Origin of the sequence: Paracoccus sp. (in: a-proteobacteria) (assembly GCF_030538495.1) — a bacterium.
Classification (GTDB): Bacteria; Pseudomonadota; Alphaproteobacteria; order Rhodobacterales; family Rhodobacteraceae; genus Paracoccus.
In genome coordinates, this window is the sequence record NZ_JAUNTW010000026.1 from 1 (window position 1) to 1,587 (window position 1,587).

The 1,587-nt window shown below is 61.7% G+C and carries 1 protein-coding gene and 1 pseudogene; both read left to right on the forward strand.

The window, feature by feature from the left end:
- Positions 1 to 1,229 (forward strand): annotated as a pseudogene (locus Q4G20_RS13605) (hypothetical protein); the annotation flags it as partial.
- A partial coding sequence (locus Q4G20_RS13610) for a hypothetical protein (protein WP_303343996.1) occupies positions 1,226 to 1,587 on the forward strand: 362 nt, incomplete at its 3' end. The pseudogene Q4G20_RS13605 and the gene Q4G20_RS13610, both read left to right, overlap by 4 nt.

Genomic DNA, 1,587 nt, shown 5'->3' on the forward strand with positions numbered 1-1,587 from the left:
CGGTTTACGCCCAGTGTCGGTTCGAAATGCAATCCGAGGCCGAGGCTGCGGCGCGCCTGCTGGTCTATCAGCCGCAATTGGAGCGTGTGACCGAGAGCGAAACCTTGCCGTCGCCCTATGCCCCCGGCGGGGCGGTCGTGATCGACGCCGGTCGCATCGTCGGCGTGGAGGAGTTGTCGGCTCTGGCGGCGCGGCTGGGCGAAATCGATATCGATAATATGGCGACCATTGGGCCGGGGGGCGCGTTGCGAGCGCTGAAATACGGCCATTCGGATATGTCGGACGGAATTTATTTCGGCAGTCCGAACGAAGGCAATTTCCAGTTTACCGTCACGCGCACCTCTGAAAAGGGGACGCGGCAGGAAATGGATTTGCGCGACGACCGTTTTGTGCTGACAAACGCAAAATTCCGCCGGAATTTCGGTCGTCTCAAGCCGCCGGAAATCATCAGCGGACCGTCGCGGACGATCACGATTCCCGCAGGATCAAAAAGCATCAGCGTTTCTATCGTCGGGGGTGGGGGCGGTGGCGGCCACCATGAAGACGGCCCCGGTGGTGACGGCACCGCGACCACGGTGACCCTGCGCGACGGAACACGCGTGGTGCGGACATGGACGGCTGCAGGGGGCGCAGGCGGCGAGGCTGTCTGGCCGCAAACGCGAGGGCGTCCGTCCATTTTTGCCGAAGGCGGCGGGCGCGGGCGGAAACCGGGGCGCAGTTCCGGCGGGCCGGGTCGTCTGGGCAGTGGTGGCGGCGGCGCAAAGCGAGGCGGCCACGGCGGGCGCGCGGGCCGGGTTCGGATTGTCGAGCGTTTTGATATTTCAGGGCTAACCGCGCCGAACATCGTGTTTGAACGGGGCGTCGGCGGTCAGGCCGCGCACTGGCAGGCGGGCCGTGGCGGCGACGGCGCGATGCAATACAGTTTGGAGCTGTCCGATGGGACGGTGGATGCCGATGTGTTGCCGATTTTGCCGACAGATCAGGGGACAATTCTTAAAAGAGGTCACAACTTCACTTTTCCCCCGCACGGTGCAGGCTTGTGGATTCTGTGGGACCGGCACCGCCGCAATGTTGATTTGGGCGTTTTGCGGATCGGGCCGGGCATTGAGACGCAAGTTTATTATGGTTTGCCAGTTGTTTTTCTGGCCAGCGAAACGCCCACCTATCTGCGTGACGGACACCACAATGACCGCGAAATTGATTATCTTTTCTACAAAATGGGGCAATGATGTTCGTTTATTATAACGATGTCGGTGATATTCTTTATACTACGTCCGCGCCGGTTGATGGTGCGGACGGCGATTACATCGAAATCGAGGGCGACCAGATCGACCTGTCGCACAAGGTCGTCGTTGACGGCGCATTGCAGCCCCGACCCGGCTGGCAAGCCGCTGCACTGCGCGAGGCGCGAGAGGCCGCCAGTCTCTCAAAAACCCGCCTGATCGGGGCCATTATCGAAGGTCAGTTGCTGCCCGAGAATGAAATCCGCCAGATGATGCGCGGCGATATTCCCGACAGCCTGCAACCCGCACTCGACGGCATGGACCCGCAGGCGCGCCTCCACGCCGAAAACGCGTGGCACAATGA